Annotated in this window: 21 protein-coding genes; 4 read left to right on the forward strand and 17 right to left on the reverse strand. The window is 40.0% G+C overall.

Features of this window, described 5'->3' with window-relative positions; all coding sequences use genetic code 11:
- Positions 1 to 10: 10 nt before the first annotated feature.
- Entirely contained in the window at positions 11 to 2,098 is a 2,088-nt protein-coding gene (locus HM131_RS16570) for a BglG family transcription antiterminator (protein WP_085030809.1), read from the reverse strand.
- Positions 2,099 to 2,192: 94 nt separating this feature from the next.
- Positions 2,193 to 3,986, reverse strand: coding sequence for a PTS mannitol transporter subunit IIBC (locus tag HM131_RS16575; RefSeq protein WP_085030810.1), 1,794 nt, complete (start codon positions 3,984 to 3,986; stop codon positions 2,193 to 2,195).
- Between the two features lie 546 nt (positions 3,987 to 4,532).
- Between HM131_RS16575 and HM131_RS16580 the strand changes: the two genes are divergently transcribed.
- Entirely contained in the window at positions 4,533 to 5,447 is a 915-nt protein-coding gene (locus HM131_RS16580; protein WP_085032073.1) for an LLM class oxidoreductase, read from the forward strand.
- A gap of 80 nt (positions 5,448 to 5,527) precedes the next feature.
- A complete protein-coding gene (locus HM131_RS16585; protein ID WP_085030811.1) occupies positions 5,528 to 6,232 on the forward strand; it encodes a DUF5694 domain-containing protein in 705 nt (234 codons plus the stop codon).
- 110 nt (positions 6,233 to 6,342) lie between these two features.
- On the opposite strand, the gene HM131_RS16590 is transcribed toward HM131_RS16585, so the two are convergent.
- The 3 genes from HM131_RS16590 to HM131_RS16600 all read right to left on the reverse strand — a co-directional run bounded on the left by HM131_RS16590 (position 6,343) and on the right by HM131_RS16600 (position 9,745).
- Positions 6,343 to 7,977, reverse strand: coding sequence for a BCCT family transporter (locus HM131_RS16590; protein WP_085032075.1), 1,635 nt, complete (start codon positions 7,975 to 7,977; stop codon positions 6,343 to 6,345).
- 359 nt (positions 7,978 to 8,336) lie between these two features.
- Positions 8,337 to 8,591 carry a hypothetical protein gene (locus tag HM131_RS16595; RefSeq protein ID WP_085030812.1) on the reverse strand — a complete coding sequence of 85 codons (255 nt, stop codon included), beginning with the start codon at positions 8,589 to 8,591 and terminating at the stop codon, positions 8,337 to 8,339.
- Between the two features lie 731 nt (positions 8,592 to 9,322).
- On the reverse strand, positions 9,323 to 9,745 hold the full coding sequence (locus HM131_RS16600) for a hypothetical protein (RefSeq protein WP_085030813.1): 423 nt from the start codon (positions 9,743 to 9,745) through the stop codon (positions 9,323 to 9,325).
- A gap of 223 nt (positions 9,746 to 9,968) precedes the next feature.
- Here HM131_RS16600 and HM131_RS16605 point away from each other — a divergent pair, with 223 nt between their 5' ends.
- Positions 9,969 to 10,469 carry a cupin domain-containing protein gene (locus HM131_RS16605; protein ID WP_085030814.1) on the forward strand — a complete coding sequence of 167 codons (501 nt, stop codon included), beginning with the start codon at positions 9,969 to 9,971 and terminating at the stop codon, positions 10,467 to 10,469.
- Between the two features lie 51 nt (positions 10,470 to 10,520).
- Here HM131_RS16605 and HM131_RS16610 read toward each other — a convergent pair whose 3' ends face one another.
- The 9 genes from HM131_RS16610 to HM131_RS20975 form a co-directional block, all read right to left on the reverse strand.
- Positions 10,521 to 10,946, reverse strand: coding sequence for a GNAT family N-acetyltransferase (locus HM131_RS16610; RefSeq protein WP_085030815.1), 426 nt, complete (start codon positions 10,944 to 10,946; stop codon positions 10,521 to 10,523).
- Between the two features lie 59 nt (positions 10,947 to 11,005).
- Positions 11,006 to 12,580 (reverse strand): acyl-CoA synthetase MbcS, encoded by a 1,575-nt coding sequence (gene mbcS, locus HM131_RS16615; protein ID WP_085030816.1) that lies wholly within the window; start codon positions 12,578 to 12,580, stop codon positions 11,006 to 11,008.
- A 458-nt stretch (positions 12,581 to 13,038) separates the two neighbouring features.
- Positions 13,039 to 13,887, reverse strand: coding sequence for a YitT family protein (locus tag HM131_RS16625; protein WP_085030818.1), 849 nt, complete (start codon positions 13,885 to 13,887; stop codon positions 13,039 to 13,041).
- A gap of 369 nt (positions 13,888 to 14,256) precedes the next feature.
- Positions 14,257 to 16,137, reverse strand: coding sequence for a PAS domain-containing sensor histidine kinase (locus tag HM131_RS16630; protein ID WP_232324954.1), 1,881 nt, complete (start codon positions 16,135 to 16,137; stop codon positions 14,257 to 14,259).
- 169 nt (positions 16,138 to 16,306) lie between these two features.
- Entirely contained in the window at positions 16,307 to 17,176 is an 870-nt protein-coding gene (locus HM131_RS16635; protein WP_085030819.1) for a DNA-3-methyladenine glycosylase family protein, read from the reverse strand.
- 243 nt (positions 17,177 to 17,419) lie between these two features.
- Positions 17,420 to 18,202, reverse strand: coding sequence for a delta-lactam-biosynthetic de-N-acetylase (gene pdaA, locus HM131_RS16640; RefSeq protein WP_085030820.1), 783 nt, complete (start codon positions 18,200 to 18,202; stop codon positions 17,420 to 17,422).
- Between the two features lie 85 nt (positions 18,203 to 18,287).
- On the reverse strand, positions 18,288 to 19,598 hold the full coding sequence (locus HM131_RS16645; protein ID WP_085030821.1) for a Na+/H+ antiporter family protein: 1,311 nt from the start codon (positions 19,596 to 19,598) through the stop codon (positions 18,288 to 18,290).
- Positions 19,599 to 19,697: 99 nt separating this feature from the next.
- Positions 19,698 to 19,874, reverse strand: a complete 177-nt coding sequence (locus tag HM131_RS20795) for a hypothetical protein (protein WP_157130853.1) — start codon at positions 19,872 to 19,874, stop codon at positions 19,698 to 19,700.
- 26 nt (positions 19,875 to 19,900) lie between these two features.
- On the reverse strand, positions 19,901 to 20,050 hold the full coding sequence (locus HM131_RS20975) for an SE1561 family protein (protein ID WP_198162653.1): 150 nt from the start codon (positions 20,048 to 20,050) through the stop codon (positions 19,901 to 19,903).
- 130 nt (positions 20,051 to 20,180) lie between these two features.
- On the opposite strand from HM131_RS20975, the gene HM131_RS16650 reads away from it, so the two are divergent.
- Positions 20,181 to 21,044, forward strand: a complete 864-nt coding sequence (locus HM131_RS16650; protein WP_085030822.1) for a mechanosensitive ion channel family protein — start codon at positions 20,181 to 20,183, stop codon at positions 21,042 to 21,044.
- A gap of 5 nt (positions 21,045 to 21,049) precedes the next feature.
- Here HM131_RS16650 and HM131_RS16655 read toward each other — a convergent pair whose 3' ends face one another.
- The 3 genes from HM131_RS16655 to HM131_RS16665 form a co-directional block, all read right to left on the reverse strand.
- Positions 21,050 to 21,847 (reverse strand): YfkD famly protein, encoded by a 798-nt coding sequence (locus HM131_RS16655; protein ID WP_198162654.1) that lies wholly within the window; start codon positions 21,845 to 21,847, stop codon positions 21,050 to 21,052.
- A gap of 60 nt (positions 21,848 to 21,907) precedes the next feature.
- A complete protein-coding gene (locus HM131_RS16660; RefSeq protein WP_085030824.1) occupies positions 21,908 to 22,519 on the reverse strand; it encodes a YczE/YyaS/YitT family protein in 612 nt (203 codons plus the stop codon).
- 143 nt (positions 22,520 to 22,662) lie between these two features.
- Positions 22,663 to 23,055, reverse strand: a complete 393-nt coding sequence (locus tag HM131_RS16665) for an OsmC family protein (protein ID WP_085030825.1) — start codon at positions 23,053 to 23,055, stop codon at positions 22,663 to 22,665.
- Between the last annotated feature and the right edge of the window lie 130 nt (positions 23,056 to 23,185).

The following is a 23,185-nucleotide window of genomic DNA, read 5'->3' on the forward strand; positions in this document are numbered from 1 at the left end:
TCCTCTTCTCTTATAATTTCTTTTTAAAAAACTGATGAATCTGATTGGACACATAATTTTTTATGAGGTCTTCATCTCTTGATTGAAATGTCTCCGTGCTGACAGGGTCCTCAATGAGTAAAGTACTTATAAAACTTAATACTTCAAGCCCCTCTTTACTTATATCCCTTGGAGCGAGCATTAAAATAAATACATCTGATTCCATTAGCTCTCCGTCCATACCCTGAATGGATAAAGGATCGTCAAGCAAGATCACCGTAAAAGACGGAACAGGAATGTGATCCTGACGTGTGTGGTAGAGAGCTAGTCCGGTATCCGGAACTCCAAGGCCCCCCACTTTTTCTCTATCAAGTAGATACTTCGTGATAAACTCCGTATCCTTTAAAGCTCCTTCAGTAACGAGGTGCTGACAAGCTTCGTCTAAGATCTCTTTTTTGTCCTGAGATGAGCTGTTAAATACATATAGCCTATTCAGGATTTGACTGACCATCGTGGCGTATCGCTGAACGCTGCTTACGGAATCCTGAATCGTTTGGAGCGTTTCATCTTCGATCGGTGCAGAGTTATCAACCGTCTTTAACGTCTCCATGATTTTGACTTTTCTGATTCTATGTTGAAGTCGATGAACATCTGCAGTTGGAAGCATTGGATTTACGAGTACATAGTCTTCAACTTTTTCAAGTGGAATCGTTGAAACAATCAAGTCATAGTTGGTTATTTCAAGTTCTTTCAAATCAAAGAGCGACTGATGGTCAACTTCTTCAATTTCCTGAAATTGACGCTGAAGCTTAGCTGATAAGATTTTTGCTGTTCCGATCCCGCTTGAACAAACGACTAACACTCTTAGACCCCGGACTCCTTCCATATTTAATAAAGAGCTGGCAAAATGCATAACGAGAAAAGCGGTTTCCTCTTTAGGAAATGTCAAGGAAGGGAAGACATGTTTTACAGCTCTTTCTAATACAGTAAAAAGTTCAGGGTAATCTTCTTCAATCTGTTCCTTTAACGGATTAGAAATATCCATTCCTTGTTGAATTCGGTAAAGACTCGGCTTTAGATGAACGACGAGGTCGTTGAGCAGCTGTGGAGATTCGTGCAAATTTCTCTGAATGGCATTCGATACGAATTCAATTAATTGCTTGGCCTTGAATGCTACACTTAAGCTGCTGTCTTCAAGAATAAAATCTTCGTTGTACCTTACTTTAGCTCCCATTAAGTGCATAGTAATATATCCGGTTTCAGCCTCAGGAATCTCTAGCTCAAATTGCTGTTCAAGTTTTTCTATGACCTTTCCTGCTGTTTCAAACTCATTCGTGCCTTTTAAATCTGAAAGGTATTCATCTTCCATTTGGATGAATTCCCCCTGCTGAAGCCTCTCAATCGCTAAAGCAAGGTGAATCACCAATCCAATGTAAGCACTATCTGCCAAAGGGTAAGTCAGCTCTCCTCGAATAGAATCTACGGTTTGTTCAATCAAAGAAATTTTCTCTTTGTTTACAAGACCAAGAAGATGATCAGATACGGAATCCAGCATAGGAGAGTCGGCCTGTATGTTGTTTTGCAGCAGACGCAAAAAGTCGTGTTCGTCCATATGTTGCATAATAATAAATCGAATCGCTTCTCTGATATTGGTTTCTTCACCCTGAACCTCAACTCCGTATCCGCGTTTTCGAATCAGTTGAAGCTGAAAACTATCAAGTACTTCTTCAATTTTGTCTAGATCATGACTGATCGTTGCAACAGTCACTCCTAATTCATTCGCAAAAGTGAGCAGCTTCACAGGTTCTTTTGCATCAAGCAGTCGGGAAAGAATTAATACCTGTCTTTCTTCAGGTGTATAATCCAACAAATCATGATCATAAATCGCTGCCTTCAATGCTTCTTGATCTTCTTCATTACCAAGGATAGCCAGCCCGCTTCCTGATTTTTTCTGAAGCGTCAAACCATGATTGCTTAATATAGATTCTACGCCTTTCAAGTCACGATGCACTGTCCGGGTACTGACATCAAGGGCATCTGCGACCTCTTTCACAGGGAGATCCTGATAAGCTTCGAGCAGCAACTCGATAACTTTTCTTTCTCTTGCTGATATATACACGCTTTCCCCTCCCTTCTTTTCAAGTAGTAATAGAACGAACTAAGATTCAAGAGAGACAGAAAAGAGTCTGATCTGACTCTTTTCTGGAAATGGATTAATCATTCTTCAGTTCTTCTACCAACTCATCATATTTAGGACTGTTTAAGAAGTTTTCTACAGAAATGTGATGAGCATGTGGCACTTTTTGCATCGCACGTTCTGTTAAATCTTTGTGTGTAATGACTACATCCACATCCTGAGGTAAGTCATTGATCGCCATGTTCGTGACATTAATATCAATATTTGCTTTTTTGAATTTATTTTTTAGTAAGGATGCGCCCATTGCGCTTGAACCCATCCCTGCATCGCAAGCAAAAATGATTTTATCAACATTGGAACGGTTAATGGTTGGAATCTCTTCTGTATTTACATTTTTCTCATTTGCACTTGAGTCATTCGTTAATTCTGTAACTAACTCATCATACTTAGGGCTATTCAGGAAATTCTCTACAGAAATGTGTTTAGCATTAGGCACTTTTTGCATAGCGCGCTCTGTCAAGTCTTTGTGCGTAATAACTACATCCACATCCTGAGGTAAGTCATTGATTGCCATATTGGTGACCTCAATAGTAAGATCCGCTTTTTTGAATTTATTTTTCAGCAATGAGGCGCCCATGGCACTTGATCCCATTCCGGCATCACAAGCGAAGATGATTTTATCAACTTTGGAATAATCGAGTTCAGGTACTTCCTCTGTATTTCTAGCTTCATTCGCAGCTTTAGTTTCTTGTTTCCCTGATAGTTGGTCAGATACGCTACTTTTCTTCCCTTTCATACCTTCCATCTTAGCTGTCGCTTCTTCCATATCTCCATCGCCTTCGTCTTTGCTCGCTTTCAAAATAATGGATGAAACGATGAAGGATACAGTTGCAGCTACGACGACACCTGCTATTACTCCAACATAGCTGCCTCTTGGTGTCATACCTAAAACGGCAATAATACTACCCGGTGAAGCGGCAGCGGTCAGCCCTGCATTAAAGAAAGCAAAGGTTGCTGTACCTGAAACACCACCAGCAATGGCACCAAGAATAACTAAAGGCTTAGATAAGATATACGGGAAGTAAATTTCATGAATACCACCCAGGAACTGAATAACCGCTGCACCCGGAGCCGTTTGTTTAGACGTTCCTTTTCCAAAGAACATAAAGGCAAGTAAAACACCGAATCCAGGACCAGGGTTTGCTTCAAGTAAGAATAAAATTGACTTTCCTGTTTCTACAGATTGCTCTGTTCCAAGCGGTGTTAAGATGCCATGGTTGATGGCATTGTTCAGAAACACCACTTTGGCAGGTTCAATGAATAAGTTTGCTAAAGGCAATAAGCCAGCAGAGATTAAGACATCTACCCCAACACCGAGAAGATCGGTAATACTTGAAAACAGCGGACTTAACGTGTAGAAAGCTAGTATAGCTAATACTGCTCCTAAAATTCCTGCTGAGAAGTTATTAACAAGCATTTCAAAGCCCTGGCGAACGTTCCCTTCGAGTGCTTCGTCTACTTTTTTCATTAAATAACCAGCGATCGGACCAGCAACCATAGCGCCAAGGAACATCGGTGTATCCGGTGAACCGACAATAACACCCATGGTAGCTGTCGCCGCAACAACTCCTCCACGTAACCCATGAATCAAACGTCCACCTGTAAAAGCAATTAATAATGGCAATAGATACGAGATCATAGGCCCTACCATACCTGCAAGGGCTTCATTCGGTAACCATCCATCTGGAATAAATAGAGCAGTGATAATTCCCCAAGCAATAAACGCGGCAATGTTCGGCATGATCATACTACTTAGAAAACTACCGAACTTCTGAACTCTGGCTCTCACGCCGGACTTCTCATTAGCCATGTAAAATTCCTCCTTAGTCTTTTTCGTTTTGTTTTTGTGTGTAACTTAATTTTAAAGCGGTTACAAGTGTGTATTCAATGAAATCTAAATGCATGTTTGTCAGAAGCATTGTTGACATTTTTAAATTGAGACATTTCTAATAGAAGAAACTGGCCGGTTCGCGAAATATAATTGATACATTTTTGTAATATAAATGAAACCTTTCTGACTATTCATTCGTCTATATAGGTAGAAAAGGAAATTATTAGATATTTTGTTCACCCAATTATGATATTTAAGGAGGATTTCATTATGAAAAAAAGGATCGAGTATGATGTTACTGAAATCATGAGTGTGGCAGGAGGTTCTGCTTTCTTAACCGGAGTCCTCTACCTTGCGATTTATTTCCTTTAATAAATACTCCAAAGCCTTTCAAGATTCTTGAAGGGCTTTTTTGTTTGGGAGAATTCTATGGTTAGAAGTTCTTGTTTCTCGTCATTATAATAGGAGGTATCAATTCATTTAGGAGGAAACCGTTTGTTTGAGAATCATATAGGATATCAAAACATGCTTAGAGAAAACCATCTTTCCTTCGGTCTCACTATACCGATCGAAAATTACGATAACGAGACACCAACGATGAAACATCAGGTTGAACGTGCTCAGTTAGCTGAAGAGCTAGGATTTCATGCTTTATGGCTGCAGGATGTGGTTTTAGAAGACCCTACTTTTGAAGATCCAGCAACAGGGCAGATTTTTGATAGTTTGATTTACTTAACATATTTGGCTTCTCATACATCGAAGATCCAGTTGGGCACGGCAGCCCTTGTCATGCCTTTACGTCATCCATTACGTACAGCCAAAGAACTGGCAAGTATCGAGCGCCTTTTTCCTGAGCGGATTTTGCTTGGCATATCGTCAGGTGATCGAAGGAAAGACTTTGAAGGGCTAGGCATCCCCATTATGGAGCGGAGCGAATGGTTTAGAAAAGCATTCGATTATTTCAAGCATGCTCTCTACAGTGAATATCCAGAGGTCGAATCCGATTTCGGAAAGCTCCACAAGTCTAACCTTGTGCCGAAACCTACTTCAAGGATTCCGACATTTATGACGGGATATTGCCAGCAGACTTTGGATTGGGTAGCCGAACACGGCGATGGCTGGATGTTCTATCCTCAAAGACCTGAACAGCAAGAGAAAACAATCCGAGAGTATCGGGAGAAGGTGAAGAAATACCACGGAAACGTCTTCCGTCCTTTCTTCATGCCGCTGCCTCTGGAGGTGACTGAAAACCCTGATCAAGAGGCAGAAAAAATTCCAGCTGGATACCGAATCGGGAGAAAACCTTTAATCAATCTCCTTGAGAACTATCGCAGTATCGGAGTTAACCACATCATGCTGGGCCTCTCTAAAAATAAACGGCCGGTCACAGAAATCATGCAAGAACTAGGAGAAGAAGTACTCCCCCACTTCTCGTTTTAATTGAAACCGATCCCACCTCAGGTCATCCAGATATTGGATGACCTGAGGTGGGAAAATATCTAATAAAGGAAGAGATACATATGAGCAAGGCTGTCATTATGCTGATGGGAACTTTCCATATGGCTATGGACCCTAATAAAATTAATGAACATCAGGAACAAATCCAGAGCATAGTCCACCGTTTAAAAGAATTCAAACCGACAAAGATCGCTGTAGAGAAATCATTCCTAATTGAAGAGGAGCTTGATCGGAAATATAGTGAGTTTCTAAACGGGAATTTAGTGCCCGCTTATGATGAAGTAGAGCAATTCGCTTTTCGATTAGCTTCTCACTTCGACCATCCTAAGGTTTATCCTGTCGATGAGATTGTCGATATGTCCTCCCCTTCTCTTGAGCAAGTGTTTGAATGGACAAAAGAACACCAGCGAGATCTTTTTCAAGAAATTATGAGAGTGCAGAGAAATCTTCAGACTTTTGTAAACGACACAGATGTGTACAGCACTCTGCAGTACTTGAACGATCCCCAGTACAGTAGGGAATTGCAAAGAGTTTATATGAAGCTCAGCCGGGTCGGTGACCGCCAGCACCAGATCGGAGTTAGCTGGCTCACCCAATGGCACAAAAGGGATTTGGCAATGGCTGCAAATATTGCTAGACTGGCTAATTCTGAAGATCGGGTTCTCGTATTAGTTGGAGGCGATCACCTTCATCTTCTTGAACGTTTTTTGAAAGACAGTGGGGACTTTGAACTTCAGTCCGTGCTTCCGTTTGTGCAAAAAACATAAAGATCTGCCCACTTCTGAAGCGATCTTCATTCCAATGTATAAATATTGGAACAAAATCGCATAAGTTAACAAAAAAAGAGACCTTCAAAGATGTGAAGGTCTCTTTCCGTTTATTTCTTATCATCCGTATCTTTTTCTTCTAGAACTTCAAGCGCAGAACGTTTTCTCTTTTTCCCTTTGCGGTTTTTCCATCGTTCGATATGAATCGTACTCGGCTCATAGTCATCTGATGCTCTTATATCTGTATTGGAAGCTTTCATAAATGACCAGGCTAGTAAGAACATTATAAAGATTAATGGAAAACCTCCAACGATACTCGCCGTTTGCAAGGTATCCAAACCACCCAGGAACATGAGGGCTAAAGGCATTAAGCATAGAGCGAATGCCCAGAACAAACGGTTCCAACGAAGTGGTTCGCCTTCCACATTCTTTTGAACAACGGAAGCAAGAATGTAGGAAGAAGAGTCGAATGTTGTCGCCAAGAAAATAATTGCCAGAACAGTGAAGACTAAAATCATGAATTTAGCAAGCGGCAGCTGGTTGATGATTTCAATGATTGTAGCCGGGGCGCCGTTATCATTCATAAATGAAATGACATCAAATTCTCCGGTAAGCTGCAAGTACAGTCCGAAGTTCCCCATAATTCCAAAGAACAGCACACATCCGACTGTACCATAAATAATCGTACCTAAAATCATCTGACGAACCGTACGTCCTCTTGAGATTCTCGCAACGAATAAACCAACAAATGGAGCATAAACAAGCCACCATGCCCAGTAGAAGATCGTCCAGGATTCTGGGAAATTCGTCTGCTCAAATTCTGCAAAATTACCGAATGGCTCCATCCACGTTGCCATTTTAAAGAAATTATCGGCCATAATTCCAAGACCATTGATTGTGGCCTCACTGATGAATAAAGTCGGCCCAAACACGAATACGAAAGCAAGAATGAACAGGGCCAGCCAAATATTTATATCACTGAGTACTTTGATTCCTCGTTTTAGCCCGGAATAAGCGCTTATAGCAAAGATCAATGTACATAGAACCATGATCGCTGCTTTCATTCCTAAGTTTGCCGGTAGACCTGTAAGATCTTTAACGCCCTCTGCAATCATTGGAGTTCCTAGAGCTAAAGTTGTACCCGCTCCACCTAACAAACCGAACATGAATAGTACGTCAATAATGTTTCCTATTGGGCCATCAACCGATTTACCAAGTACAGGACGAACAGCTTCACTGACTTTAAGTACTGGTTTTTTTCGAACATAATAGAAATACGCAATCGGCAGTGCCGGTAATGTATAAATCGCCCAGGCAATCGGTCCCCAGTGGAAAATTCCATAGGCAGTTGACCAGCGAATAGCCTCTTTAGATTCAGGAGTCAAACCGAATGGCGGTCCTTGATAATAATAAGCCCACTCGATAACTCCCCAGTAAAGGATACTAGAACCAATTCCGGCAGCAAATAACATAGCTGCCCAGGAAAAAGTATTGAACTCAGGTTTTTCTCCTTCGTCCCCTAATTTAATCGAACCATTTTTACTAAAGGCAACGAAAAGTAGAAAAGCAAGAATAACAATTCCCATAACCATGTAAAGAGAACCAAAATTCCCCGTCATAAACGTATTGGCTTTAGAAACGAATTCCTTTCCTGCATCAGGGAAAAGAATTAAGGGTAATGTTACGCCTAAGAGTAAGATTAATGCACCGATAAACGTAGGCCAGTCAATCAATTTTGTCTTCAATTTTAGAACCATCCTTTCTTCCACGTACGACTTTTTTAGTTTGTTCTTTTTTCCTAAGTAAATGCAAAAAAATGAGGATTTAAATCAGGGGACGTCCATAAGCACAAAAGTCATTCTAACAATTGTATAGACAGGGGACAAATCGTCTATGTATAGTTGATACCCTATTTAGTATGAAATAATATCTGCTGTTTAAATTAAATCGCATATTCTGTCATATATCGACAAATTGCTAGGAATCTGCCCGATTTGCTTTGAAAACGCAAATAAAGTAGGAAAGCTTACACCAAATAAAGAAAAACCGGGAGTAAAAGCCATTTGTTTGCTCCCGGTTTTCTTCTTTTATTACTATTCTATTTTTATATGAAGAAGAGCCAAGGTAAAATCATTGGAATTAATATGATTATGGTAAAAATGAGCCAGGCGCTTGGGTTCTCACTCTTTAGCTGTTTCCAGTATGACATTCCCCATGCCAAGAACAGCAGGATGGTCATAATAATGCTCCTCAAGTGGAGCTCTCCATCTTTGTTGTTCATGAAAATGTAAACGGCACCTTCAGCTATGATTAAAATTCCGACTAGTATGTTGAATATGTGGGTAAATAATTTATTCATATTTCCACTCCTCTGAGAGTTGGCTGATCTTGCATGACTATCCTTTCCTACTATAGTATATTTCAATCTTTTTATTAAGCAAAGCATTGTTCTCCAACTTAAATCTCATTATCCTGAAAACTCAAATCCGAGATATTTGTATGAATATGCTTGTTTCCGTTACCGAAAGAGATATAGGAGTTCTGGGAAATCACTCCCTTTCCGTGGGAGTCCGGTGAGCTTCCTCAGGCTTCGCCTTGCGGGATCTCACCAGAGACTCTAATCCCACAGGAGTCTCGCAATTTCCCAGACCTCCTTCCGTTTGTATGGAAGAACGGACACATCTGAAACCGTGATAACCTTTATCCTTCATTATCTGTTAGAGGCACATTGCTAAATAATATAGAAGGAGTTTTCTATACATGCCTGAATACAGTGGTGGTAAAATTGCAATTATAGCCGTTTCATTACTTATCGAATTGTTCTAAGTGGGTCGTTAACCTCATGAGGACATGTGTGGTTGGGAAACGGCGAGACTCCTGCGGGAATGGAATGGCTGGCAAGACCCCACAGGTTGATAAACCGAGGAGGCTTGCCGCCATCCCCGCGGAAAGCAAAGCGTTTCACAGCCACACTACCAATTATTAACATAAACGGGCTCAGTTATTTTGAAATCAAGTCTTCAACAACACTGCTATTATATTGAATAAAGTATAAAACACAAAAAACTCAGCCCATTTTAATGGACTGAGCTAATACTGGTTGATCAACTTTTCGAGATGCGCTGTCATTTTATGGATATGACTATCGCCTTTTAACACTTTCCAATGATCTTCATATATGTACACTTCCAGCAAGGTCGAGCTGCTGTTTGATAACTTTAAAGCTCCCTCGATGTCACTCGATATCTGTACAGTTTCTGCCTGAGGAGACTCCTTCAAAGCCTCAATCAAATTACGTATTTCTCTTTCTTCCTTAATTCGTATGGTCTTTCTAGACTCATCCACATTAACATAGGTCATGGTCAAGGGACGTTCGTAGTCCAGCCAATCATACGGGGTCACGGCATCCTTGCTAAATACTACAGGATTAAAAAAGTAACGTTGATCTATGTAAATAATGGAACTCAACAGAATCAGACCTATCCCAAGAATGTAAATCAATTTTTTCCCCATCTTCTCCACCTCATTAATCTCTTTCATTTCAACTGAAATAAGTATTAATTGAATGAATGATAGATAATATTTGCTTAAAAATTATAACAATCATTTATAAAATCCTTCTACATTACTATACGAACGGAAAGTGGGAATAGTTTCATAATTATTAAAAAAATGTTTATATGACTTTTTCCAAGGATATGTTTTAAGAGAGAAGAATGAGGAAGGTGATTATGTTATGAACGATACATTTGAGAGCTTTGTTTTTGAAGATGATGGATATTTCCCCAATCACCCTTATCTACCTGCATTAATTTATCGGAAGGTGTTAGAAGGAAACGCTGAGGATTGTGAAAAATTGTTTCATGATCATCAGTGGTCTAATACGTGGGTCGGTGATGTGTTTCATTATCACCATTATCATAGCCGAACTCACGAAACACTGGCTGTCCTGAATGGAGCAGCTACGCTTTCTCTTGGCGGTCCTAATGGAAAAGCCGTAGATGTAGAGAAAGGGGATCTTTTGATTCTTCCTGCTGGGGTAGGCCATAAAAATGAAGGTGCTACAGAGGATTTTCAAGTCATGGGCGCTTACCCATTCGGTGAATCGTTTGACTTGAAAACGGGAGAAAAACATGAGTATGAGCAAGCAAAAAAAGAGATTCCTGAAGCCTCTTTTCCAAAAGCCGATCCGGTCTTAGGAGAGAATGGGCCACTCATGGAAGTCTGGAACTCCTAGCTTTCATAATTAAATCAAGCTGTCTGTACCGATTTAGGGACAGACAGTTTTTTATAAGCTTTTATAAAATCCTGTCGCACGACTATTAAATCCATAGTGCTTATAAATTTCATGGGTATCTCTTCTTTCTTTACGGTTTCCGCTATTCAACATGATCGTTTTTGCATTTCTGCTTTTTGCCCAAACTTCTGCTTTCTCCATCAAGGATCTCCCTATTCCTCTTCCTTGTTTGCTTTCATCAACTACAAAAGAAATCACGCGTACATGAGGTTCGTCTGTATGGTAAGCAACACTATAAGTCATTCCAATCATTCCTGCACATACACCATGTTCTTCATAAACATAGGTCATATAATCATTTTTTGAAAGGATCCGTTTCATGCGATGAGACATCTCTTCTTCAGAGGAAGGATACCCGAGTGTATTCATTAGACTTGATAAATCCTTCGCATCTTTTAGCTTAGCTTCTCTGATCATATTCTTCCTCCTCAAAAAGAACTTGCAGGAGCGTCGCCCTGCAAGTTCTTGAAAGTTTTTTATTTAGTCGCTTTTTCTTGTTTACGGAGTTCAACTCTGCGAATCTTACCTGATGTTGTTTTAGGCAGTTCGGTAATGAATTCAATCTTTCTAGGATATTTATACGGAGCAGTCAGCTCTTTTACATGATTTTGCAATTCTTTTACAAGTTCTTCACTCTCTTGATAGCCTTGCTGAAGTACGATAAAAGCTTTGACGATATTTCCTCTGACTTCATCCGGGCTCGCTACTACGGCACATTCTTGGACCGCGGAGTGCTTAACTAAAGCATCTTCAACCTCGAATGGACCGATGGTGTAGCCGGAACTGATGATAATATCATCACTTCTTCCCTCAAACCAGAAATAACCATCTTCATCTTTCGTTGCTTGATCTCCTGTGACATAATAATTTCCACGCTGGGCCATCTTCGTTCGTTCTGGATCTTTATAGTACTCTTTAAATAATGCTGGAGTGTCCAAGTGAACAGCGATATCTCCTACTTCTCCCGGTTCCACTGGAGCTCCCATCTCATCAATAATGTCTACTTGATTGCCCGGAGTTGGACGTCCCATTGAACCAGGACGAACCTCCATATCTTTCATAATTCCGACGAGCAATGTATTTTCTGTTTGTCCATACCCGTCTCTAACTGTCACATTGAAGTGATTTCTGAAAGTGTCAATGACTTCTCTGTTCAATGGTTCTCCTGCAGATACAGCACTATGAAGACCAGAAAGTTTGTATTCCTCCAGATTATCAACTTTGGCCATCAAACGATATTCCGTAGGTGTGCAGCAGAGCACATTTACATCGTGTTCGTCCATAAGACTCAAATATTTCTTAGGATCAAATTTACCTTGATAAACAAGACCTTTGGCACCTGTGCCTAATACCGATAGGAAAGGACTCCAAATCCACTTCTGCCAGCCCGGTCCTGCCGTAGCCCATACAGTGTCTCCATCCTGGATTGCGAGCCATTTATCTGCCGCAGTTTTCAAGTGGGCGAAACCCCACCCGTGGGTATGGACGACCCCTTTTGGATTCCCTGTTGTTCCAGAAGTGTAGGATAAGAACGCCATGTCTTCTCTAGAAGTGTCCGCTAGCTCTAATCGATCATCATAGTCATCCATTAGTGCATCAAGGTCCTTCCAGCCTTCTTTAGCACCGCCTACGGAATAGGTTTGCAATCTTTCAAGCTCTTTAACCCCTTCAAACTGGTCCGTAAAAGGATGATAGCTTACTACTGCACTCACTTCACCATGGTTTATACGATACTGCAAATCCTTTGTTCTCAGCATTTCAGAACTAGGGATGACGACTAAACCTGCTTTCAGCGCAGCAATATATACTTGATAAGCTTTAATTAGACGAGGGATCATGACAAGCACTTTATCGCCTTTTTGAAGTCCGCTATCGAGGAAAGCGTTTCCAATTTTATTCGCTTCACTAATCAACTCATCATATGTAACTTCTGCTTGTTCACCTGCTTCGTTCATCCATAACAAGGCTTTACGATTCCCATCTCCGATGTACTTTTCTACTTCAGACATCACATTATACTTTTCGGGAGCAATCAATTCTTCTCGATTCATTATTATTCCTCCTCTTCAAATGAGCGACTGTTCAGTTTGTAGCAAACTAAGTATAACAAATTTTCTAAATAATTTAAATGTTTTTTGTTTCATAAGGGCAATACTATTGAATATTGTAAATTGACAGATAATTTAAACATCATGTAAGATGAAGAAAATAAACGTTTAGGAAGTGTTCGCATGCTTAGAACAAAAGCCTTACCTAACCTCCTATTGTCCGTCTCATTCCTGATTTTGCTTTTGTTCCTGTCGGTTTCACTTATTACTAGTAACTATAATTATTTCTTAGCGTCACTTGTTACTATTGGTCTAATCAATACTTCGATATGGTTCGACCCATTACCTTTCAAATATGCTCAGAGAAATAAGAAAAAAGCCATCAGAATCCGTAAATTCTGATGGCTTTCTTCATTTTCTGTATAATTTCATCCAAGGTTATACTGCCTATCCTAGGTAAATTAAGCGAGTCGTTTAAAGTTTTGACCAAGGATTTCGTTCATGGAATGCACAGTTATGAAGGCCCGACGGTCTACATCTGTCATATATCTTTTTAGACGAGTATAATCTTTGCGGTTCAGGATCGTTGTAATGACTTCTTTATCTTCTTGATTGAATGCCCCTTTGGCATGATGGATAGTAGCTCCACGCCCCAATTGGTGAACAATAAAGTTTCGTACTTGTTCACTTTCCTGGCTGATGATAACAATCTCTTTATTGTTATCGAATTGCTGCAGTGTATAATCGATCACTAATCCGTTTAGGATGACACCAAAGAAGGCATACATACCAACGGCCGGACCGAAAATGAAGATGGAAGATACAGCAATGGCAATGTCAGAGAATAAGACACCTTTTCCTACATCCACAGAAAAATATTTATGAAGAATCATTGCAATAATATCTGTTCCGCCTGTAGAGGCTCCCTGATGAAAGACAATGGCCATACCGGAGGCTGCGATGATTTGACCGATGATCAGCTGAATAAGAATGTCATTACTCAAAGCCTCTTGCATGGGAAAATAGGCTTCAAGCCCCCAAACCATAAAGGATAATGCAAAACTTGCATAAATCGTTTTAGCACCAAATTGGAACCCTAAAAAGATAATACCGACGACAAACAAGATAATGTTCAATATAAGCATGATCAACCCTAAGGATAGATCAGGAAGTACTCTATTCATAACAATGGAAAGACCGCTGACTCCACCAGTAGCTAAATCGTTAGGAGATAGGAAGAAATGAACATTTACTGCCACCGCCAGAGCTCCGATATTCATTAGTAGAAATGACCATAATTTCTTAAGCATCAGAAAAACCTCCTTCATTCAAAAATTGCAAGATTTTGTCGAACAAATTTTTAGTACAATCGGGATTATAGAGCCCTTATAACCGTTTGTAAACAGGTTTGCACATAAAAAAACAATTTATTTTATGTAAGCGATTGAAGCCTCAATTTTCACAAAAATAGAAAGATTTATAGATGGCAGGTGGCCGTTTAATAGTTAAATTTTTCACAAAATATATTAAACTCTGTTAGAAATTTGTCGATAGAAAGAACATACCGTCAAATTTTCTCCTCTATAAAATCGTTAGCTGTACATAGGTGAAAAGAAATAGGACCACAAAAAAAAGAGCCCCTGCTCTTAATCAGTGACTCAAAAATTGAAAGGTTTATTTTAAGGCTGGCGAGGTAATTTGACCGTGACTGTAGTCCCTTCACCTTTTTTACTTTTATAGGAAATTGTACCGTTCAAGTCAGCGACGATTTTCTTCGTTACCATAACGCCTAAACCGGTTCCTTTTTCTTTTGTGGTAAAGAATGGCTCACCAATCTTAGCAAGTTCTTGAGCTGTTAAACCAGGACCATTATCACTAACGGAAAGCGTTAGCTCATTTCTTAGAACTTCCGAATGTACCATGACTTCTCCGCCATCGTCCACCGCATCAATCGCGTTTTTCACTAGATTGATCAGAATCTGATTCAAACGTTTAGGTTCTGTTAGAATCGTCTCTTCCAAATGCATTTTCTCACTTCTGAGAAAAACGTTTTTGTCTTGTGCTTCTGGCTCCAGCAGTCTCAGCACATAAGACAGAACCTCATCCGCTTCAACCTCTTCCATTTGTATGGATGACTTAGGTTTTGAAAGCATCATAAAATCCTGAACGATAGCTTCTATACGGTTAACTTCATCTAAAATAATCTCCTGATAATTATCTCTTAATTCAGGGTTGGCCGCACCGATCTGTAAGAATCCTTTAATAGCGGTTAATGGATTTTTAATCTCGTGCGCAATACCGGCTGACATTTGTGTAATAGTGGAAAGCTGCTGTGATTTTTCTTTAAGCTTATTCATTTCCCTGCATTCGGTAATGTCTTCATGAATGCCCAGGACATATAATGTTCCAGCATTTTCCACAGGAAATCCTCTCGTTCGTATCCACTTCTGTTCCCCTTGAACCGTCTTAATGCGGTACTCAACCTGATGACGTTGTGTCTTCATCAAGGAGAGAGAGACTTTCACTTTTTCCAAGTCCTCCTCGTGGACGACCTGATCGAGGGAGTTCGGGTTTGAAAGAGCATCTCTTCTAGAAACTCCGAACATATTTTGAAAAGAGGGACTGATGTAATGAAACTCCTCAAATTGCGGATCTGCAATCCAAAAAACATCTTTGATATTGTTAGCAAGGATGGCAAAACGCTCTTCGGAATCTTTAAGGGCTTGAAGGTGTTTTTTGTATTGAGTCACGTCCTGGAGAAATACGGTGACTCCTAAGTCTGTTGGATAAACCGTCACATGGACAACACATCTCGTTTCCTTGATAAACCCTTCGAATTCAACGGTTTCCTTATTTTCCATGGCTCTAAGATAGTTTTGAAAGAAATTATAGTATTCATCAATCGGGAAAATATCCCATAAACGTTGGTTACTTGCATATTCAAAATCGATACCTGTTACCTTTTCCATCATTGCGTTCGCATAGGTGATTTCCCATTCTTGATTGATAATAGCTAACCCATGCGGAAACTTGTCTATAATGTCTGACATACGTTGCCTGAGCTGAGAGTCCTGCGATGCTCTAAGTTGCGCACTTCCCTCATCAAGGATCGGCCTGCGAAAAGAATACGAATGTGTTTGTCCTGTTTTATCGATAATGTTTGCATAGCTGCTACTTTTGCTAGCGTTGGGATTAGTAAACGATTCTTCTAGAGGCTTGAGTGAAAAGGCGATTTGTCCATTTGTCAGATGTACCAATTTACAGTGATACTTCCGGGAGTTATTCTGGTCCGTCAACTGAACAGATGTCTCGCGTAACCCTTCAGTCAAAAGGCGATGTAAAACTTGCTGCAGCCCACTCTGTGCTGTAGAGTTGAATGCTTGAATCCACGCTGCAAATGACAAATCATCGTCATCAATGTGAAGAGTGTTTTGCATTTCCTGATTCAGCGTAACTCTTTGCATACGCAAATCCAGTAAACATGCTGGAGTCCCATTCATACTTAGAACATCTAAGATTTCCCCGCTATGAACTTGGTCAGAATACCTCTCTCTTATCACCAATATTATGACCTCTTTCCTTTACCGTTCAATATTTTCCAGTATGTGTTTTATTATAACGTAATAATGGCTAATTTTGAATATTTTCAAACAATTTATTGGTAAAATTATTATTTATTCATTTTTACATCCTACGAGTTCATTATAAATAATATGACACTTTCTTCCCTTAACCTTCTATACTTCGCCAAAGTGTTAAAGAAGCATAGCTCCTGTAAGGGCTCCATTCCTGGCTCCAATTCGTCATTTGATCCATATCAGGCTTATTATCTAACTGAAAATAGAACTTCAAAGCATTTTGTATACCAATGTCTGCTTTTGGCAATAAATCATCTCGGCCTAATCCGAACATCAGCCAATTTTCTGCTGTCCATGGACCGATGCCGCGTATTTTTGTTAACTGTTTCATCACTTCTTCATCAGGCTGCTTTGCTAAGTCTTCCAAGTTCAATTCACCATCAACAATCTTTCGTGATGTATCCACTACATATTCTGCCTTTCGTTGGCTGAATTGAAGTTCCCTTAAAGATTCATATGGAATTTCTGCCACTTGACTTGCTGTGGGGTAAAACCAAACACCATTTTTTTGCGTACCAAATTGATGAACAAACCTTGTACTCAGCGTGTGAGCAAATTTCATGTTCAGCTGCTGGTGAATGATCACTTTCATTAGACAATCGAACAAGTGAAAGTCTTTGACTATAGGCGTACCTGGATGAGCAAGAAACAGTTGTTCTAAATTGGTTTCAAGAAAATGCTCGTGAACTTTAACTAAATCTTTGTCCCACTGAAAAAGACTTTCAATGTGATGAAGCAGCTGAGGTTTAGACTCAATACTATCTCCTATGACTTCAAAAGAAGGATTCGATATTGTGCCGTGACCTTGAACGCGAACGACATGCTGTTCACTTTCCAGCTTCACAGGGACGTCCACCCACCGCTCCTTTCGATCTAAATGGCTCAATGGATCAAATTGCCACCGCAAAAGTGTATAATCAAAATCATAAAAACTATTTGCTTTATAAGTTTCTCTCCACAAACCAAAAATCCTCCCTCTGACGACTACTTCTTTGTGGTTTATATTTAATCATTTTTTCGAATAATTATAAAACCTTATACTTTCCTATTTATGAGGTTTTCCGTAATTAATTTTCATTAAACACGTTAACCCTTATAAAATAAGTTTACATTCTTTTCACCATTCGCTAAATGAGCTGTGTTTTCCTTCTTAAATCGACAAATTTCTAATTAAAAAAACCGCTTTTGGAAGCGGTTTTTTTAATTAGAGACTCCATATTGGATAGGGGAGAAGTTTTTTTACCATTAAATCATTCAGGCTTCCAAAATGATAGCCTCTTTTTCTTAGCTCATCAATCAATTGATCTAAAGCCTCTGCGTTGTCCTGTGAAACCGAATGAAGAAGAATAACTGCTCCAGGATGGACTTGATCAATTACACTGCGGTAGGCATATTCCCAGCCCTTTTGATTGTTGGTCTCCCAGTCCTTAAATGCAACCGACCAAAAAGCATGGGTATACCCGAACTCTTTCGCCCATTTTAATGTCTGCTCGTTGAATGTTCCTCGTGGAGGACGGACAAAGGTCATCGTTTCTTGACCCGTTATTTTCTTAACCGAATTGTGAACGCGATCTAATTCTTTTTTCATTTTTTGTTTTGAAACTTGTGTGAAATCAGGATGGCTCCAAGAATGATTTCCAATTACGTGTCCTTCATCTACCATTCGCTTTAGTAAGTCAGGAGCACTTTCAATATAATGTCCGGTGACAAAAAAAGTCGCGGGAACATTTTTTTCCTTTAAGACATCAAGCACCTGCCCAGTGTATCCTTGTTCATACCCATTATCAAATGTTAAATAAACGACTTTATCACCTGAGTCATCTACATAAAAACCGTCCTGTTTTTCTAACATTGGTCCATATCGCCCGACATCAGGAGTGTCTCCGTTATTGCTCTTCTTATAGCCCCATCCTTCTGCATGCATTACTGTAGGTGATATCACGCTTAGCAAAGCCATGATAATGAAGACGATCATTGCTTTTTTCATTTGTACCACTCACTTTTTTCTTAGTATGCGTGAAGGTGAAGATAATATAAAAAAGAGCAAGTGGGAAAATTCCCCACTTGCCTGATTATAAGATAAGAGCGGCTGCCCATCCGAAAATGAATAAAGGAATATTATAGTGCAGAAATGTCGGTACACAGGTATCCCAAATGTGGTTGTGCTTTCCGTCTGCATTCAAGCCTGATGTCGGCCCTAGAGTACTGTCTGATGCAGGAGACCCAGCGTCTCCAAGTGCACCTGCTGTACCGATCAGTGCAGCAGTTGCCATCGGTGAGAAACCCGCACCAACACATATCGGAACGAAAAGCGCAGCTAAAATAGGAACAGTCGCAAAAGAAGATCCAATACCCATTGTAACGACTAGTCCAACTAAGAGAAGGATAAAGGCAATGAACGCCTGGTTATTTCCGATGTAATCTGAACTAATCTCCACAAGCGCCGATACGGATTCTGTTTCCGTTAATACGTTAGCATAACCTGCTGCTACAAGCATGACAAAAGCAATGAAGCCCATCATGCCAATCCCGTCGTTGACAACTTTGTCTCCTTTTTTGTATGGAACAACGCGAAAGACGAACATGATAATGATTCCTGCTAGCGCGGCAAGAACCAGATTGGACCAAATCGCTTGAATGATTAAAGTAACTACAATTGCTGCCAGCGTAAATACATGTTTGCGGGTAAAGCCTTCGGTGGCTAAACCTAAATCTGTCTCTTCCAGCTCATTTTCCTGTGTGTTTGCTTTAGGTTCTCGCGGTTTACGGTAGGAAACCATAATCGCAATCACTAGCCCTACAATCATTCCAGACCCTGGAATAAGCAGAGACTGAGCGATTGAACCAATACCAAGTTCTACACCATTGGATTCCATTGCTTTTTGAATCGTTTCGTGGAAAATAAATCCGAAACCAACCGGGATCATAACATAAGGTGCTTTTAATCCAAATGTTAAAGCGGCAGCTACCGCACGACGATCCAATTTCATTTGATCAAATAATTTCAATAACGGCGGGATTAAAATAGGAATAAATGCGATGTGAACGGGAATCACGTTCTGCGATAAACTCGCTACAAACGCGATTACAAACACGATCATTGTACGTTTATCCTTCAAAACACGTAGCAGATAACTAACGAGTAATGAAGTAATTCCAGAGTAGCTGATTGCTACAGCAAAAGCCCCTAATAATATATAACTTAAAGCCACACTTGCTTGATTGCCCATACCACTAACTAGTATCTCCAGTGAGCCTGTAAGCGACTCACCATTCATCAATCCTGCTGTTAATCCAGCGGCAAGAATGGCAATGATGACATTCACACGTAATAAACTTAAAATTGTCATCACGAGGACAGATACGACGACTGCCCATGCCATATTGCATACCCCTTTCCTGTTGTTGATATTTTCATGCATTAGCGATTTACCATGATAAAGGATGATTGTAAAAAAATCAACCCTCAACTTTTAAGAGAGTCAAATAAAACTTACATACGCAAGAATGCCTGCCATAATGACGAATGAACCTAAGAGCAGTTTTTTATGATTTTTCTGTACGGAACGCCCTGCGGCCATTCGTACAAAAGTCATAATTAAAGTCAGCATAAAAACAAACCCTATGACAGGTGACAAGTAAAAAATCAATGCTTCCAATGGAAGCCTCCTCCCCCAGAGAAGAATTAATCCATCTTACGCTCTAATTCCTCCAGCATGGAGATTAACCGGTCAATGTCCTCAACAGATGTTTCTTCTGGATCCAATTGTTCAATTCGTATCATAAAGTCCGATAGTCTTGTCTTTAAGTCCTGTATTCTCTCTTGTTGTGTCATAAAAAGTTAACTCCTTTTTTCATTCATCTCTGACCATTGTTATCATAGTATATCTCGTGCATTGTGTCTATCCTAAAATTAATGGAAACTGGACATGCTATAATACTAAGACGGACGGGAGGCATCGAATATGGATTTTTTTAATGATATTGACTTTGTAGAAATCATTACAAAGAGTATCACCATTAAAATCATCACTAGTGCAATCTTATTGTTCATTACAGTGGTTATTTTAAGAAAAATGATTCACTCATTTTTTAAACGTACGGATTTTATAGAAGAGCGCAGTGAACGGACATTAGAGTCCATGCTGAATTCCATTATTAGCTATGCAGCCATTATTACCTTTATTTTTATTGTGTTGTCAGAATTCACCTCAGTCGGACGGCTTTTGGCCGGTGCCGGGGTTATCGGCATCATTGTAGGCTTTGGTGCCCAAAGTTTAATCAAGGATTTTTTCGCAGGGTTGTTTCTGTTATATGAAAAACAGCTTCATAAAGGGGATTTCATTACGCTGAACAACACCTTTCACGGAACCGTTGAAGACATTGGTCTTCGCTTTCTGAAAATCCGTGAATGGAGCGGAAAGCTTTTGACGATCAGCAACGGGCAGATTCAGACGATAGAAAACTATAATTTCGAACATATGCGAGTCATCGAGGAAGTGACGACGAACTTTAGAGAAGATCCAAAAAAAGTATTTGCCGCCCTTGAAGAAGCCTGTGAGCGTATGAACGAAGATTTAGGCGAATACTTAAAAAAAGACTTGAAAGGAGATCCTGTGGAGCCGTTTCAAGTCTATGGCATGACATCTTTGAATGACCATTACCGCGGGTATCAGTACACGGTGACTGGGTTGGTGCAAGACCTTGTTTACTGGACCGCCGCAAAAGAAACGCGCCGTATGATCGCCGAAACAATATACAAACATGACATTGCGATGGCTGAACAGCGCGTTGAATTGAATGCTCATTCCTCTCAAAAAGAGGAGTGAGCCTATTATTTTAATTCAAATGAAAAGCTGACATGATCTTGAATCGGAATCCAGGCCCCTATCCCTTGTCGGGTGACGTTTTTTACACTCAACGTTTTTTTAGACCCTTTCAGTTTGATGTAAACATCTCCAAAAGCCACTTCTCCTTTTTCATTAACGGCTGGAGCGTATGCATGCAGGATGCCTACTTTATTCGTTGGAACAGCATAACTGTTGTTCTGTTTTGTACCTCTGCCAATCACTGTATTGAAGGAAAGCGGAAGTTTGGTATTCTTTTGTGCTTCAAGAAGAATCAGTTTCATCATTTGATCGCTGTGGCTGATTCTTGAAGTCAAGCCACCCTTGATCGACTTCTCTTCTTTCTGGACGTAATTGATCTTCTCAGTAGCCTCGCCACCGTGATTGTTCAGTTCGTTCACATTGATCTCCTGGTATTCCCAATTAATATTCGTTTCTTTGGACTCATAAGCCAACGGCCATCGACCTAGAAAAATTTCACCCCGATATCCAATTGCAAACGGTGACGGCTTCAACGTCGTCTCGTTCAACATTTCAATTAACTGTGGATTCGTAATACGAACATCCGTATCCTCCATTAGTTCTTTTGTTATCTCTTCCGCTTCCAACAGCTCTTGATCATCCGTCGAATTCGGATACGTATTATCTTTGGAGATATTCAAGACGTGGCTCGGAATCCCTTCCTCCTTTTTGCCGCTTTCCTTTTCGTCTGCGGCTATGGAAGTTCCACTCAATAGTGTATATAACCCAATAAGTATGATTAGTCCTAACCATTTCGGTTTCACAGCATGGACCACCCTTTCGTTTTTTCTTATTCTGTGAAAGATGGTCCCTCCCTATTCAAATCAAGAGAGCATTTTGTCCATAACACGTCTAGCTTTGGGGTCAAAAAATTGGATCGCTGGCCCGATACAAAGCAAAATAACCAGTGTCCCTAAACCGATAGGACCACCTAAAGCTAAAGCTAGAACAAGGGCGAAAACTTCTGTTAACGTCTTGGCGGTGGTTAAACTAAATCCAAACCTTTTTTGCAGGGCAACCATGAACCCATCGATCGGATTTAAGGAGAATTTCGGCTGTAAGTAAAGCGACACACCGAAGGCAATGATGATGATGCCGCCCAATAATACAAGGAGCTGTTTCCAAAACATATTTACCACAAACGAATCAAAAACTGTAAGCAGCCAAAAATCAATCATTTTACCGACAATAAGAATTGTAAAGACCGCTAAAAGATCAGGGCGTTCTTTTGCAATCAAAGCGTTGGTCACAATAAGAATCGCCCCAATAATGATTACCCAGTTTCCTATTGTTAAACCCACTGTCTCTGTTAAACCGACGTTCATTGCGTCCCATGCTCCGGCTCCTAAATCGGCTTTGATCGTCAAGGTGATACCAAGAGCAATCGTAATCAGCCCTGCTATGTAGAAAAACGCTTTAATACTGTAGTTCTTCATGTTTCTATACCCTCTTTCTTGTGCCAACTAATAAAAGATTTTATTGATATTCATTTGCTAAATTGCAGTTATATTTAATGAAAAAAAGTTTTATCCATAAAAAAAGAGCGCTTATCCAAATTCAGGATAAGGCTCTCTTCATTTTACTTAGAAAGCTCGATACACTCAAGTGTTTCTTCAACTTCAATACTATTTTGAACCGATTGAACCATTGAACAATTATTTCTGGATACATCTAGATTTTTCAAGAGCTTGTCTTGATTCAAGTGGTAGCCTTTGATGACATAGTGTAAATGAACTTTTTCGATTCGGTTGGCCTCATCAGCGTTACGCTTTACGTCTGCTGAAATTTTAATATCTTCATAGTCCACACGCTGTTTATCCAGGATCTTGCGAAATACACCGATGCTGCAGCCAGCGATGGAAGCAACCATCAATTGATAGGGGCGGAAGCCGAATGTCTCGTCGCCTGAGATGTTCAATTGTCCATATTCAAATGAAGTACGGACACCGTTGTCTTTTAAATAAAAATCCATTTCTATCCACTCCTTTTAAATAAGCCGGGCCTTTAGTTATATAATAACCGTTTTCGAAAGGGAAATAACCTGCACTGCGAAAGACTTGCCACGTTTCTTCCTATTGTTTACGATAATGAAGGTGAATTCA

The organism is Halobacillus mangrovi (genome assembly GCF_002097535.1).
Lineage (GTDB): Bacteria > Bacillota > Bacilli > Bacillales > Halobacillaceae > Halobacillus > Halobacillus mangrovi_A.